Below are 13,871 nucleotides of genomic sequence, written 5' to 3'. Positions count from 1 at the left end.
ATACTCTCAATCAGAAGAGTAAGGTTTATAAGGTCGGCTGAGCGTATTTGACCATCTGGTCACAAAGAGTCTCTTATGCTCGTTCACTGTAAGCCTCACGTAGACCATGGCGTTAGTATAGATAGAGATGCTTTGAAACCCTTGCAATCATCTTCTTCTATTCGGTTTATAGGCTCCATTAATTGCAGCTAAGGCACGCTGAGCTATGGTCAGCTAGTGCTGAGGGAGTTTGTGTAAGTCAGACGAACACGCTGACCATTAAAATCGAACTCTATCGCTCAATGCTAGAACTGAGCTTGGCTCACAAAATATTGATGATCTACCCCCTCGTCTTGTAGAACTGTTTATTGTTGTTGCTGTGTTCTTGGCACTGTCTTAAGGTTTCAAATCTGAGTGGCCGAGGCTGTTGTGAAGATCTGATAGAGGCTGCAGAAGGTGGTATCTTGGTCACAGTGGTGCCCAAAGTTGCTTAAATATAATTGAGATGTTTTACGTGTAGTAGTTCAGACTTGACCTGGCAGAGCACCTCCTGAAAAACCGGTAACTGTCAGATCATGTCTGAACTACTACAAATTAATCTTCCCTCAGGAAAATTCAAGAGGCTCCGAAATTTGTAGCATTTTATGTATTTCTTTGGCTATATGCTTTCCATTATTATCCTAACTAAGATAGGGCGGTTTCGCTTTACTTTCCCTGGCCTACTAATTGGATTTTCATTTCTAGCTGAGCAAGCTCTCTATTATGCTCTATAGTATTCATTGTCTTAATTATACTGGCTTTAATACCTGTCTTCCTGTGTGTGGTTTTTCTTGTTGTAAATCCTTTGCTACAGTCAGCTATTAATGCTTCTGCATAACAAATCGCTTCTTTTAGTATCAATAATCTTTTTTCTTCGCGATTTGGTCCATGGATAGTAGTTGAGAAGTATTTCAAAAATTAATTGATACAGTGATTTACAAGTGCTTGAGAGGACCATTATGTACTGATTTTTGTCATTAAAGTCAGGGGACATAGCATTCTTCTGGATCTTTTGGGAACTCTCAAATTCACAGGACCTGCCGATATGATGGCTGTCACTAGATATCTAAATTTATTTCTATAGTGTTCCGTCAATCTCCTCCAAAGCCTTTGTGGCTTCGATTTCGAGCTGCATACGATCGAGTAATGAAACACCACCAGAGGTCAATACTAGTCGGTCTCTGTGGTTCCAATAGGCAAGTTTGCGTGTAATCAATATTTTTTCTACTTCCTTTTCGAAACAGTCCTTCAGGCCTACTGCACGCATTATTTGGTGGTATTCGTCATTGGTGCCTATCTTCTCTACTTGGTCCCGAGTAAGGCCTGCTTGATGGGTTGTGACCACACTTGTTAGCAGTGGTAATTGAGTTGTTCCGCGTACCAGAATGACTAGCATTGCCTGTATCCGCATTGTTGCGATGGAAAGGACATCACTTTTACTCAATTCATTCAGGAAAAAGCATCCCCCCATTTCTTTCAGCTCATAGCCAATGTAGCTGTAGAGCTGTTCGTAATGTTCGCGATTTAGTGATGATGACAGCTCATCATAAAGTGGGTTTGGTACCATCAAGTCACCATCCATCATCAGCTTATTGATGACCCAACCGTTGATTAGTTCTTGGTAGATCAGTCGACTGAGTTCTTTATTCATGCGTTATGTCCTTGATGGGGGGTTCCTTAGGGGTGTATGTCCGGACTTGATAGATAAGCGTTTGCCCTGCGTAGTCGATTTCCAATTCCGGTAAGGGCGGAGTAAGGGCAATGTCACCGTGCCCCTGTACGAAGGGGATGGCATCGAAGATGTCTTTAAGGGTGTATCCTGGCATTGACCTCACAAGGTGTTCATGCAGCGTTTTATAAATGTCGGCCGAATTGGTGCCATATGGAAAGTTGTTCATTGCCGCCAGTACCCGATCTATATTGTAACGACGAGCAATCTCTTCCTCACTAAGGCCGCCAGAGATCGCTACCATTTTAGGTCTAGGGATATGTTCTTCAGTCTCCAAGCGTACTCGCAAGTGCTCGTCCAGTAATGCGTGGCCGTCTTCATCCAACCAGTTGATCTTGCTGTTCTGGCTGCGGTTGAAGCTTTTTAGAGTACCCAGTGCGTGTATAGGGCGGAATACTTCGTCATCTGGACGTAACTGCCAATCTCTAAGCTGTCCGGTTTGCCGCTCCTGCACGGCACTGCGTAGTGAGTTATACAAATCCTCAGTGCGGTTGTAGCGGCGTCGCTCGTCCTCAGCATATTTAATGTAAGTGTCTAGACTTTTGGCTATGTCCGCGACCTCTTGTGCGTTACTTAAGATGTGCAGCTGCAATCGAGTTAGTCTGCTGACGTGATCGGTGAGTTTGCGCTCTTGGAACCGATTGATGATCTTGCGGACGAGTGCCATAGGTGCCTGACTACCATCTAGCTCCGTATCTTCCCTTCGTATATCTAACCTTTCATCTAGAAACTGTAGAGTGGGAGTTACATGCCGGTCGTGGATGTGAAGTATTGACTTTAGAGTCTTACGCACCTGGTTGGTTTGTTGTAAGTCTGTAAATGCTCGCTCATCGACCATAGCTGCCAACCGCTCAGCCTGTCCCCGTAAAGCTCTCAATGCAATTTGCAGTCGTGAATCGACATGCTGCAGCGTGTAGTACACAGCTTCTACCATTTCTTCGAATTGTGGTTCCCCGGGGGCCCACTCAATGTGGTAGTTACTGACCTGTTTGTAGCACTCCTCCAGTTGTGCCATTAGCTGATTTAGTTCTGCCGACGAGAGTTCGCGCATGCGTTTGCTGTCTAAGTGTCGTAGCATCTCCAGTACGAAGTCTTGTAGCCGGAAGCGACCGGAGCGGCTGTCTTGGTAGTTGAGTAGGCCATTTTGCTCAAGATTGTTTAGCGACAGGGTTTCGAGCTGTTTCTGCTGATTTTTCTTTTCAAGGCGGGCCGTGTACTGCAATAGCAACTGGTTGTAATCACTAATGGTGAATTCCATCGATGGGTTGCTATGCTGCTGCTCGACTTTGTCTATGAGGGTAAAAAAAAGCCGCTTATGCTCTAGGATCGTGATGAGTGTAAGGTCGGTTCTGACTGGCATTTCAGATCCCGTCCTCTAGGGTTACTACCGGTTCTCTATCGGTATTTTGGGAGCTTGGGAGTACGACATCTCCACTTAGCCTTTCTTGACGAATGATATGAACAGCTTGACACTTGCCCACCGCAAGCCCCTCGCTGAGTTTACGGGTATATAATTCGTGCCAGCGACCGATATGTTGCATGATATAGCCGTTGTTGTGGGGGTTGGCGACTAGTAGCACCATCTTGCTGCTTTCCACTACCCGGCGTAACTCTGGTAGATTCTTCTCGTCAAGGCTGCCCACCTCGTCAAACACCACTGGCAAACTGAACACTACGTCTTCTGGGACCAGCTTTTTCATCAGAATAGAAAGTAACACCGCATTGATCATTCCATTGGTGCCATGCGACTGAGAAGTGTCTTCTTCCTGTCCGCTGATTTCATAGATGAAACGCACGCCGGTGATAATTTTTTCCAGGTTTAGCTTGGTTGAACCGCGCACACTACTGAGATACTTTTCGCTGAAGTCCATTAACCTTCGGTGAAATGACTCGCTCATTAGTTCGGTGGTGCCCCGGCCATACTCTTGCAACTCTTTTCGAAGCTCAATGAAAGCGGGCAACGTCTTAATGTGGATGTTTACACTAGATAAATTAGAGATTTTGATACCGCCTAGGGTTTCATTGATGCGTGTTTGAAAGCTATCAATGGCTACCCCCATGCTTTCTAGCATGCTCATTTCGATGCTAGTGCGGTGATTGTGGTTGGCTATTTGTGATTTGTGATCCCGTTCTCTGCTCCCGATGTTTTCGAACTCTGAGCGGATCTGTTCGTAAATGGCCTGGAAATCGGTGCTGTCGAGCACGGGCTGATGGGTAATTTCTGGTGGTACTTCCATAATGCCAGCGCTGGCCAGCACTCGGAACTTGCGCTGCGCGACCTGATTGGCATTGGTGGTTGCATTTAGCGAATTTTCTAGGGGTTCGAAATATGTGCTGAGAGCTCCTGGGTCAGTTACGAGTTGTTGGTCAATACTTGCAGGCCGTGGACTTTTGTTCAATTCTGGTAGGGTCCGCACAGCATGATGCAACTCCTGTTCCGTTCTCTTAATCGCGTAACGTAGATTATCTAATTCTTTCAGTGACTCATTAATCTGCTCTTGTTGTGATCGCAGTAGGCTCAAACGCTCATTCGCGCCGTTGAGATCTACCTCCAACTCATCACGCTCTACGCCCAAAGTTTCATGTTCTGCGAGCTTCTCTTCAAGGTCGCTCTCAATTCCCGGTAGACGATGTAGGAGAGCGATTTCTCCCTTTAACTCTTTAATTTCTGTCTTTTTCTTACTGAGAATTTCTTTTGAAAGGTGCTCATTGGCGGAGATTATTCGGTTAAGTTCACCGATATTCCTGTCGTAATCTGCAATCTCATCGTGTCGCTTATCCAGCTCCTTTATAGATTCTTCACGGCTGGTTTCTTTATCGTATTGAGTTACGGTGGCAGTGAGCAGGGACTCACCGCAGAGAGTCAGGCTACCGTCCTCCTCGAGGGTGAATAGCGCAGCAAAATTACGGATAGCTTTAATTTCACTCTCCATAGGAGTGATTGTCAGGCGCCGAAAATCCCCGTGGAGGCTGTTGAGTACCTTGGCACTTTTAGTGTCTAGATGGTTTAGGAAGCATTTCTCGTAATTGGCAATTAGCGCTTCTAGCTTAGTGACTTTTTGTTTAGCGGACTTTCTCTTATTCAGCAGGCATTGAATTTCGTTAGTCGCCCGTTCCTTGGACTCCATTTTTTCTAGTGTATCCTCAGATTCCTGAAGGATTTCCTTCAGATATTCCACTACCTTCAGCGGGTCTTCGGATTCGCAAACCAGCTTGTTTTGTTGAATGATTTCAGTAGCTATCCGTATTTTTTCTTTATTGCTTTCAATGTGCTTTTGGATCTGCTTTAGTCGCCCTCTGACCTCCCCAAGTTCACGGTTGGAGGTTCTGCGAATATCTTCGGCGCAGTTAACTTGTCCCTGGATACTTTGTTTCTGTCCGTTCAGATCCTCCAATCTCGGTTCCAAACCTTTCTTTAACGGCTCAAGTGATGCACGAAGTGTCCAGTATCCCTTGTTTGCTCTGATTTTTTCTTTGTGGAATGTATTAAAGGCATTATTGAGTTCCTTCCAATCATCACTGTGGTTCTTAATAGCCTGAATTTGCTCAGCATTTTTTCTGAGGCTCTCACGATCGTCACTGATCTGTTTGAGATCGATATTGACTGGTTTCTTGGTGAGAGTGATATCGCTGTCTATAATACTGGCAATCGCAAGAGGAAGGTTCGTACCACTAGCGCCCTTGATGTCGAAAGAAAGTTGTAGAAGAGCTTTAATCGACTTCAGCAAGGCTCCGCTTGGGGGTTGTACAGTTGGCATGATACAAAATCGGGTTTCTGGTCGACCCGGTGTGTATCTCGTGTACATTGCATTCCGAATGCGTTCTTGATCATTAAAAACTTCTCCTCCCATCTGCAGCAGCGTCTGCTGAATATCACTTAGTGTTAATCCTTCCGGGGATTGACCTAGACCGTTATTAGCGGCAGAGCTCTTATCCCAGAACAGGTGGCGAATCGCCTCGTATGGCTTGCCAACCATGATTCGCGCGTAGCCTAGTTCTTCCTTGCTACGGTGGAGTACCACGCAGAATTCTCCAATGATGTTCTCAGCTTCCAATATTAGGAAGGAGTTGGGGGAAGGAAAGTAATAATTGAAGCTCTTAATTCCTGAATACACTTCAGCTCCGGACTTGAATTCGAACTTCTGTTCACAATTCCGGAAATTCACTTCGGGTAGCAATACTAGTTTTAGAGCGTTCAGCCCTGAGGTTTTCCCTTCGTTGTTTCTAGATAGCAGAGCGGCAGTTTCGTGGAGTGGAATTTCAACATAGGCAGCGTTGCCTGAGTTCACCATGATGAGTGTTTTCAGGTGGTATTTATCGCCGTCCATGAGCGAGGTTTGTGAATTATCCATAAATTCGGTCCAGATAGGTCTCTTGTTCTAGTTTTTTTCCGCTTGTGTATAGGCATTGGAGCAAAGGGGAGAGTTCGGGGTGCTTGATGCCTGCATGGTATATGGAGGTCCGTTCTTCATTGTTAAGCATCCATTGGGAGCGTTCGAGATAGGCTTCTATGTTCTTCGGGGCCAGAAAATTGGGCTGCATGCCATCTTCGGCCAGCATTATTTTGATGTTACCGTAGGTATTTATCCCACCTGGATCGAGATCGAAGAGGGTATATACTTCCGAGTATTGCCTAAACAAGGTGCGGTTACAGGTTTTTGCTGCTGCATTGCCCGAGCCAAAGAGTAAAGTGACCTCTTCGGGAGTGGCAGCTAATCCGCAGTCTTCAATTACAAGAGAGAGAGTTTCTTCATAGAAAATAAAGTTCTGTAAATTTTCCACAATGACCAGCAGCTCTCCCACAATTTCATCTGACTGCCAGTGGCTGCCATCCTTACTAAAGGCTACGCGTGGTTTTTCCCAGTTTATGTGCTGGATCATCAGAGCATTTCCCTCCACTACCTGGCTATGTGACCTCCCTTGGTGCGATGCAGCCACTCGGCTGTCAACTAGGGTGGAGTCGGGAAACCTAGTCTCTATCTCAGCAAGCATGTTGCTGTTCAGCACCTTAATGACACAAACTTTTACTTGTTTTGCTTGAGGCTCCAAGCAAGCCATTAGGGTGCTCGGGTTTACCTCATGCCGGCCCATTATCCGCAGGAATCGAGACCAATTTATTGGTCTGCCACTTCTTATCGCCTGGAAGAATTCATGAGGTCTGTTCATATTTTATACAGGTTTTCAGAGCTTCATTTGAGTCAATCATCCTATATGCTAATCAAATTAGGCGCTAGTAATCAGATATACAGTTCAATATGATTAGGGTGATCAATATATTATGTGGTTCTTATGTCTACTCCTCCCACTCAAGCTCAAAAACGTCTTGCGTTAATTGATTTATATCTAGCCTTCTTTGGACGGTGCTCCCGTGCTGATTTATGGGCTCACTTTGATGCAGCACCGGCGACGGCTACTCGAGCATTTAAGGATTACCGGAATGCCTTTCCGGGAAAGCTAGCCTATTCAGTTAGCGACCGATGTTATATGGCCTCGTCTGAGTTTGTGCCGGCCTTTGAGCATGATGTGATGAAGGGGCTGACGCTGTTTGCGTATGGGCTAGATAGCAACAAAATTTCTGGAAAGTTTTTTGGTACGGATAGCCCAGAACTGTTGACAGCTCCCTTGGCGATATCTGTTGTTGCTCCAATTACGCGTGCCATCGTATCTGGGACAGGGGTAGACGTTGAGTATTCGTCTGGTTCATCTGGGGCAACGGTGCGCACTCTTTTCCCAACTTCGGTATTTCAGGGGGGAGGAGCTTGGTATTTTCGTGCGCTTGATATACTGCATTCGGAATACCGCAGCTTTCGCTTTAGCCGTGTAGGGTCTGCCAGCCCTACTGTCTGTAAAAGAAGAAAAGAACAGCTCTTTTCAGATCCTGATTGGGATATTCCAATAACAGTGACAGTTGCGCCACACCCCAATCGAGCAAACCATGCGGCACTTAAGGAGGATCTAGGTCTCTCAGACAAACCGGTAAAGAATATCTCGGTAAAACCAGCTATTTGCGGATTTGTGCTTACAGACCTGAGGGTGGATTGTTCACCTAGTGGTGATATGAACCCCTTCGAATACCCTCTACGTTTAATGAACCGTCATGAGCTCTTAGGTATTTCGAGTATGGTTATTGCACCAGGATTTAAGCCTGCTCCCAGGGTTGCTGTTAGCCATCCTGATACTGAGACATAGAGTTTCTGATCGTAGCTATAGTTTGAGGATTGCCTATCACGAGTGACGAGAGCTTGGGAAAGTGTATTTGGTCTGAAGGGATATTGTTCTGGTTATTCAAGCATTGAGGCCTAATCTATGATCAGCAGTCTGGGCTTAATGAACCTCCTTCATGGTATATGTCAGTTTCAATAAAGACCTGATTTGATCTTGGATCTGGATGAATATGAGCATATAAGATGAGAGTCTGAAAGATTCGTCTGATCGGTTAGAAAAAGCTGCCTTCGCTCGGCTAGCATCTTCTTTGAGACCTCTACTTCTCTTTTTTGAATCTTTCCACTTCGTGTCACTCCCCAGAGGGGCTGAGATAGTAGATATTATCTCAGCCTTAGAGCAAACCATACTTTAAATAGGGAGTAGACATGAGTGATGAAGAGCTTGACCTTTGGTCAGACGTTAACAACCCAAACAATGAAGCCGATATGGATGATTGGGCTGATGCCCATAATCCAAATAATGAAAACTATTTAGGTTAACCTAGCTTGCGCCTGCTTCCAGTTAGTAGGCGTAACTACTCCAATGCTGCTCTTCCAATAGGTTATAAACCCCTGATAGGTCTCCCGCATTGATTTTTCAAAACCTAACTCAATAATTTTATGCTTTTCCCCAGCAGAGACAACAAGCTTGATCAGCCTAAAAATTTCAGCTAAATAGAAATCGAGAAATAAGAAGCTGCCTTTATCATCACTCACTAAGCATTGAAGATTTTGGAGTGTCTCCTGGCTTAAATTGTGATCACCGGCACTTATACGCCTAAGTGTCCTCTGCCAGCTCTCAACATCACCTCCTAATTTAACCGCTAAAGACCTAGCCATTTCATTTGTTGATGTTAACTCTGTTTTCTCCTGAAAGTGCTTAAAAAATTGCCTCCTTGGCGACTCGTCAATCTCTAGGTAATGTTCATACTCTAGAGCTCGCCCGAACGAGGTTTCTAGCTCAACCTCCAAGCACGCTATTAAATACAGTAATGTCTTCATTCTTGCTGTTGCTAATTTCGCGCGAACATATTTTCTTTTCTTTGTCCCATAAAAATTTGGGTAACCATCCTCAAAAAACCAAGATATACTACTTTGAGATAATTTATGTAAGATTTTATCAGTATTTTTGTAGTGAAATTCCAGTTCTTCGTCCAACTTACCTAAATTAAGTATCTCGCCTTGAAGGTGCGGTAAAAAACTTTCAGGCATGCCCGCATGCCTCAACCCTTCCACATGGCAAATCCACTCATTCTTTCTTGCAAATGATCTCCCCTCCATCAAACTCTGCGGAACCCAAAAGCCGATGTCCGACAAATATTCTAAAACCTTATTTTTAGTTCTCTTGGAAGGAGATATACGCTTGTTAAATACATCAAGTAAAGTCCTCCCTGAAACATCAATTTTCTTGCCTACTTCATTGAAGATTCTTCTTTTAAAACCCTTATCAATTTCAAAAATAAAAGGCTCGATCGGAGGAAGTATCATCATAGAAAAAAACTCAGGTGTAGTGGTACACGAAGAGTATCTTTATATTAATCAAAATTATCAATGCCAACGTTTCGTCTAATGGGGATGTGAAAGACCACTGAAGCCATAGTCTATTGGAGCGATTTTGGGAGGTTGATAGTAGATTCAACTGGCGAAGATTCCCGAAATCTTCGGGAGTTTGGCCAGCAAAGAAAGTTCTCAATTTAGAAAAGTATGATACCTTATTGTCACGTTTTTTAAGATGAACGTACATACCTCAAACGGAAAGTATGATTCTTCAACTTTTTCACGACAAACATACCCTTGTAAAATCAATAAGTTAGTTTGGTAAAAGCATGAAACATTATTGTTAACTTACATTTGACCTCGGATCACTAGCTGCTATGAAGGAATCTCGGTCAATATTGGAGTTCATTTAGGCAGACTAGAGTCAGTTCCTCGTCTGACCCTCCGCGGTATGAGTCCATAAAGTGGCAGTCCCCTACTGTTACGCCTTTGGGAACGAAGTTGTGACCAAGGAAGAGGGCATCGATACCCTCAATCTTGAAAGGAGCAAGGCTTTTTAGGTTGGTTGAGGGGATCGTGTCCAAGCGCTCTAGAAAAAGTCGCTTGTATTCGGCCATTGTACGCTTCGCGCCGCCCATACCGAGCAGATGCTGGTATAGCTGCTTAGCCAGGGAGCGGTCCCATAAGAAATGCTTTAAAGCCCTTGCAATCGCCTCCCCCTCTTCTAGCGATACATCAGTGGACCAGGCTTTATCAATAGCGGCTAGGGTGCTTAGCGTGAGTGACCAGCTATTGTTGAGGACGTTCGCGTGAATCAGGCCAACACGCAAGTCACCAGCATCTAACTCTATAGCCCAAGGCCAGCGTCTAACTTGGTTCACTAAATACTGACGCTCTTCCACCCTCAGCTTGTAGAACCACCCACCACCATTGGATTTGTGCCTGGGTGCTGTTTCAGGATTCTCATGTCCGGAAATCATCATTGCTTCATGGTTGCCTAAAACACTGAAATAGGTTTGTTGGTCAATAAGTGAGAGTAAAGAGTCGCTGAGAGGGCCTCTATCGATCAGATCTCCAAGGCAAAACAGGCGGTCGCAGAATGGATCGAAAGCAACCTTTTGCAGCTGCTTATCTAATTGATGTAAATGTCCGTGGACATCTCCGACAACGAAATCCCGACCAAGTTGGTTTCTTCCGATTTTTAGATAAATGCCCATAAAATTTGCGAGTTCGTTGCAAGTAGGTTCTTGAGTAGTTTAAAGCTATGCCCCGGTTTTGGTTATAGGGGGTGATTTACATAAATAGCCTAGATGAGATTGGTATTCATCACTTGTCTATTCAGGGCTCCATCTTAAGCTGTATGCGGTCAAATAATGAACACCATCATTGGTCGGACTGGGAAGTCACTGTATTTCCGGTAAGCGATTTATATCTTCTCTACTTCTTTTTTGCAGCTGTACTTCAACCACACCCTGTGTATGATCTGCTGATACGTATAGGTTGTACCAATCTTCTCTGATGAATCCCTGGTAAGGCCTTGTCAGCAGCAACAGCTGGGTGGCACCACGTTACAGGGTGATGAGCTAGCCGTAGTTCTCCGGACTGCTTCGAAGGGTGCATGCCTCATACTCAATTCGTTCAAGAAAAAGCACCCGTCTATCTCCTTTTACTCATGACCCAAACATTCGTGAAGTTGGTCTTATTACTTGCGGTTCAGTGCCGGTGAAAGACCATCACACAGCAGATTGGCTACCGTAAGGCCTCCATGCATCATCTGCTTGTTGATGACCCGCTAACGTAGTTACGATAGGTTCTAATCTGGATTCTACGCCCATAATTGATGACAGGATGGAATCGCCGCTGTATATGTTTGGGGAAGCCTAGAGCTGGATACACTCGGTACTGATCACCGATATTAAACCCAGCGGCACCGAGCGGGTGAGTATGACGGCGGTGAATTATGACGAGTAGGTTTATGTGGATGGTGATAATGGGCCGGCTTGATTGCAGAGGCGGCACACAGCCTAGCCGGCAAAGTTCTATTGCGGCCATAGCTATATTACGAGTGGGTGATACTGGCTTCGGTTTTCAGTAGTGGAGAGAGCGTGTCGCCGGTGCGAAGGCTCGAATTATTGAGCCATGGCTTACATCTACAGAAATATTACCTCTAACTTATTGATTTAATTATGGGTAAAATGTGTTAAAGAGCGGTAAGTTGAACCAGACGATTTGTGCCAATGGCTCATCATCTCTGGTTATTGTTTAGACAGTAGTTTATAGCCTGCTTTAAATAAAGGCTTATTTGCGGAGCTTGAAGGCTCCATCCCAGAAATAGTAGCCAAATGGATAGTGAGCCACTGGCTCTTTAATAAACTGTTAGATTTTAGGAGGGACTGTGAGTAAGAAAAGGAAGATATTTATTTCTCACAACTATCAAGCTAAGTCCCTAGCAAACCTTCTTAAGGCATCATTTAAAAATACGGACTATTTGGAGGCTGATTGGTTGAGTGATGTCTCAACTGGGAGAGAGATACAGGAAGTTATTGCGTCGAAAATATCTAACTCTTCAACTGTAATCGCTCTCATAGGTGATGACTGGAGTAGATGGCAAGAGTTTGAAACGCAAAAAGCATATGAGTCTGGAAAGCCAATTTTAGGGATATTAAAACCAGGCACTGAACAAATTCCATCATCTATAATTCAAGAGAGAAAAATTCCCATTGTAAGGTGGAACTATAATGAGATTGGAGCCTATCTTACAGGGAGTAAGCCGAGCCTAGAGTTTCAGGAGGGAAATGCTGAACTAGTAGAAAGCCCCATAATAAAAACTAATTTCTCAGATATCTATCAAGAATTGACGGAATATCTCATACGAAACCCTAAAGCAATGTATGAGCTTGAACCAAGAAAATTTGAAGAGCTAGTTGCACATATAATGCAGCAGTATGGATACGAAGTTGAGCTAACTCAACAAACAAGAGATGGAGGGGTTGATCTTTATGCTTTGCAACACAATGATTTTGGTAGTTTCCTGACCATTGTTGACTGTAAAAGATATGCGGAAGAGCACCCTGTTGGGGTTTCTTTAGTACGAGAAATGATTGGTACCATGCATCTGGAAAATGCCTCACACTCAATGATTGTTACAACTTCGCGATTCACAAAGGACTCATCAGCACTTGCTGAACAGTATAAATACAAAATGTCACTAAAAGCTCACGCTGATATATTGCAGTGGATGAGAGGTATTAAACCTAACAAGGGAATAAACTTCGCGCCTGCGGCGCCGGACGCAACAAAGCTGCGCCGGTTATTGAAGCCTTAAGCCATGAGTGGTCCTGCGAGATAATCGTCTGCAAAGAATAAAGATTAAGGAGATTTATAATAAATGTATGCGGTTCTTATTTACGGGTTTCCTTTAACCCTGCTAGGTTTTGAGTGGGGACTAAGAACTATGCTGTCTGTTGATGCGTCTGGCTTTACTGGGCCGACTCTTGCTGCGGCAGGCCTTTCTTTTTTAATGCCTTTAGTTAAGCCAAAACTGAAAAAGCTTAACGGCCATGAAGACTACGTTGCGATTTCAAAGACAGAAATTGCGTTTATGCCTTTTTTATGGCTATTTGTTCTGCTGTTTTTATTTGCTTGGTCATGGTCTTGTTACGTTTCCCTTAAGTTGCCACTCGACACAACACTAGGCTTCCGGAGTCATTTAGCAATCGGTGGGGCTGTTTACACTATTAGCCTGATACTTACCGCAATAAAGGAGAAGGTTTAATGGATGATATGATTGTTGCGTTAGCGGCTGGAGCACTAATTCCATTAGTCGCAATAGCTGTCAAATCCATTGTCCTTGACCGTTTTTTTGAGCGGACAATGAAAGAGCTGATTTTGAAAAGTTCTGATGGAAAGATAAAAAAATTCATGGTTAAAGCCAATGCCTCTGAGAGTGAAGTAAAAGAGATTCTAGATTCTGAGCTTTATTATGAAGAGATGGTTAAGAAATCAATAAATAAATACATAAACAGCCACAAGAAACTTAATTTATGTCTTCATGAGGGGAAGCATATTGATTTCCTTCTTGAAAATCGCGATTCTAAAATTGGAATTGAAGCAAAGGCTAGCATTGAAAACTTTAAGTCTGAATGGCTTAAGAAGTATTTTGAAGAAAACAAAGCAATAGATGAGTTAATATTTATAGCTAATTCCAAGATATCTGAATCTTTGATTCAGGAAATGGATAGTCTACAAAAAGATTATAGATTGAAATTTATATCATCTCCTAACGGAAAGGACTTAAATAAGTCCATAGAAAATGTTCTTAACATTGAGTTCTATAAGAAAGGGCTTAACAAAGCAAGCAAAGGGCCGCAGTAAACAGCGCCCTTCTTGTGACGTTATACATAAAGCACTATGGAAGAGCGAGA

The 13,871-nt window shown here is 43.9% G+C and carries 11 protein-coding genes; 4 read left to right on the top strand and 7 right to left on the bottom strand.

What is annotated here, in order from left to right:
• Window positions 1-684: 684 nt before the first annotated feature.
• The 5 genes from ACJJII_RS00485 to ACJJII_RS00465 form a co-directional block, all read right to left on the bottom strand.
• Complete coding sequence (locus tag ACJJII_RS00485) at window positions 685-933, bottom strand: hypothetical protein (RefSeq protein ID WP_444917938.1); 249 nt, start codon at window positions 931-933, stop codon at window positions 685-687.
• A gap of 163 nt (window positions 934-1,096) precedes the next feature.
• Window positions 1,097-1,669: a condensin complex protein MksE gene (locus tag ACJJII_RS00480; RefSeq protein WP_444917937.1), complete on the bottom strand. Its 573-nt coding sequence runs from the start codon at window positions 1,667-1,669 to the stop codon at window positions 1,097-1,099.
• On the bottom strand, window positions 1,662-3,005 hold the full coding sequence (locus tag ACJJII_RS00475; RefSeq protein ID WP_444917936.1) for a hypothetical protein: 1,344 nt from the start codon (window positions 3,003-3,005) through the stop codon (window positions 1,662-1,664). Before ACJJII_RS00475 ends, ACJJII_RS00480 begins: the two co-directional genes overlap by 8 nt.
• Before the next feature lie 103 nt (window positions 3,006-3,108).
• A complete protein-coding gene (locus ACJJII_RS00470; RefSeq protein WP_444917935.1) occupies window positions 3,109-6,099 on the bottom strand; it encodes a hypothetical protein in 2,991 nt (996 codons plus the stop codon).
• On the bottom strand, window positions 6,092-6,805 hold the full coding sequence (locus tag ACJJII_RS00465; protein ID WP_444917934.1) for a hypothetical protein: 714 nt from the start codon (window positions 6,803-6,805) through the stop codon (window positions 6,092-6,094). Before ACJJII_RS00465 ends, ACJJII_RS00470 begins: the two co-directional genes overlap by 8 nt.
• Before the next feature lie 231 nt (window positions 6,806-7,036).
• Here ACJJII_RS00465 and ACJJII_RS00460 point away from each other — a divergent pair, with 231 nt between their 5' ends.
• On the top strand, window positions 7,037-7,936 hold the full coding sequence (locus ACJJII_RS00460; protein ID WP_444917933.1) for a BrxR family helix-turn-helix transcriptional regulator: 900 nt from the start codon (window positions 7,037-7,039) through the stop codon (window positions 7,934-7,936).
• A gap of 506 nt (window positions 7,937-8,442) precedes the next feature.
• On the opposite strand, the gene ACJJII_RS00455 is transcribed toward ACJJII_RS00460, so the two are convergent.
• A complete protein-coding gene (locus tag ACJJII_RS00455; protein ID WP_444917932.1) occupies window positions 8,443-9,441 on the bottom strand; it encodes a hypothetical protein in 999 nt (332 codons plus the stop codon).
• A gap of 398 nt (window positions 9,442-9,839) precedes the next feature.
• Entirely contained in the window at window positions 9,840-10,664 is an 825-nt protein-coding gene (locus ACJJII_RS00450) for a metallophosphoesterase (protein ID WP_444917931.1), read from the bottom strand.
• Window positions 10,665-11,842: 1,178 nt separating this feature from the next.
• Between ACJJII_RS00450 and ACJJII_RS00445 the strand changes: the two genes are divergently transcribed.
• The 3 genes from ACJJII_RS00445 (at window position 11,843) to ACJJII_RS00435 (ending at window position 13,821) form a co-directional block, all read left to right on the top strand.
• The gene (locus ACJJII_RS00445) at window positions 11,843-12,772 is read left to right on the top strand and encodes a restriction endonuclease (RefSeq protein ID WP_444917930.1); all 930 of its coding nucleotides are present in this window, start codon (window positions 11,843-11,845) and stop codon (window positions 12,770-12,772) included.
• Between the two features lie 63 nt (window positions 12,773-12,835).
• Entirely contained in the window at window positions 12,836-13,222 is a 387-nt protein-coding gene (locus tag ACJJII_RS00440; protein ID WP_444917929.1) for a hypothetical protein, read from the top strand.
• Window positions 13,222-13,821 (top strand): hypothetical protein, encoded by a 600-nt coding sequence (locus tag ACJJII_RS00435; RefSeq protein WP_444917928.1) that lies wholly within the window; start codon window positions 13,222-13,224, stop codon window positions 13,819-13,821. The genes ACJJII_RS00440 and ACJJII_RS00435 overlap by 1 nt, the downstream gene beginning before the upstream one ends.
• Window positions 13,822-13,871: the final 50 nt, after the last annotated feature.

The sequence above is a fragment of the Microbulbifer maximicatervae (SeqCode) genome (assembly GCF_052467825.1).
The sequence above is the reverse complement of the archived record's forward strand: the minus strand, read 5'-3'. Positions and strand labels throughout refer to the sequence as shown.

Excerpts from the sequence above, each read along its gene's own strand:
- ACJJII_RS00480 (WP_444917937.1), bottom strand. The coding sequence starts at position 1,669 with ATGAATAAAGAACTCAGTCGACTGATCTACCAAGAACTAATCAACGGT.
- ACJJII_RS00475 (WP_444917936.1), bottom strand. The coding sequence starts at position 3,005 with ATGGAATTCACCATTAGTGATTACAACCAGTTGCTATTGCAGTACACG.
- ACJJII_RS00470 (WP_444917935.1), bottom strand. The coding sequence starts at position 6,099 with ATGGATAATTCACAAACCTCGCTCATGGACGGCGATAAATACCACCTG.
- ACJJII_RS00465 (WP_444917934.1), bottom strand. The coding sequence starts at position 6,805 with ATGGCTTGCTTGGAGCCTCAAGCAAAACAAGTAAAAGTTTGTGTCATT.
- ACJJII_RS00460 (WP_444917933.1), top strand. The coding sequence starts at position 7,037 with ATGTCTACTCCTCCCACTCAAGCTCAAAAACGTCTTGCGTTAATTGAT.
- ACJJII_RS00455 (WP_444917932.1), bottom strand. The coding sequence starts at position 9,441 with ATGATGATACTTCCTCCGATCGAGCCTTTTATTTTTGAAATTGATAAG.
- ACJJII_RS00450 (WP_444917931.1), bottom strand. The coding sequence starts at position 10,664 with ATGGGCATTTATCTAAAAATCGGAAGAAACCAACTTGGTCGGGATTTC.
- ACJJII_RS00440 (WP_444917929.1), top strand. The coding sequence starts at position 12,836 with ATGTATGCGGTTCTTATTTACGGGTTTCCTTTAACCCTGCTAGGTTTT.
- ACJJII_RS00435 (WP_444917928.1), top strand. The coding sequence starts at position 13,222 with ATGGATGATATGATTGTTGCGTTAGCGGCTGGAGCACTAATTCCATTA.